The sequence below is a fragment of the Intrasporangium chromatireducens Q5-1 genome, assembly GCF_000576575.1.
GTDB lineage: Bacteria > Actinomycetota > Actinomycetes > Actinomycetales > Dermatophilaceae > Intrasporangium_A > Intrasporangium_A chromatireducens.
Window position 1 is genome coordinate 1 of the sequence record NZ_AWQS01000640.1, and the last position, 305, is coordinate 305.

The 305-nt window shown below is 62.3% G+C and carries 1 protein-coding gene; it reads right to left on the reverse strand.

The window, feature by feature from the left end:
* On the reverse strand, nucleotides 1–205 hold a 205-nt coding region (locus tag N864_RS24970; RefSeq protein ID WP_205621056.1), incomplete at its 3' end, for a hypothetical protein.
* Between the last annotated feature and the right edge of the window lie 100 nt (nucleotides 206–305).

The following is a 305-nucleotide window of genomic DNA, read 5'->3' on the forward strand; positions in this document are numbered from 1 at the left end:
ACAGCGTTTCGACATGGGATGTCTGCTTGGCCACCTCCCGGATCCGGGTAATGGTCGAACGGTCGACTCGTTGCGCGGCCGCGGCCTCCGCGACGGTGACCTCCTGACGCACCAGCTGCAGCCAAATCTCGTACTTCTGCAGCGGTGTCAGCATCCGCTTGCGCGAGCCCCTGCGAGGGCTCCTCGATGGGTCCTGATCGGTCATGACGTGATCCTCCTGTGGGTGCTGGAGGACCCGCCAGACGCTGTGTAATCAAACCGCCAATGTCGGACACGAAGTCAGACGCAAGACATACCTCTGACCG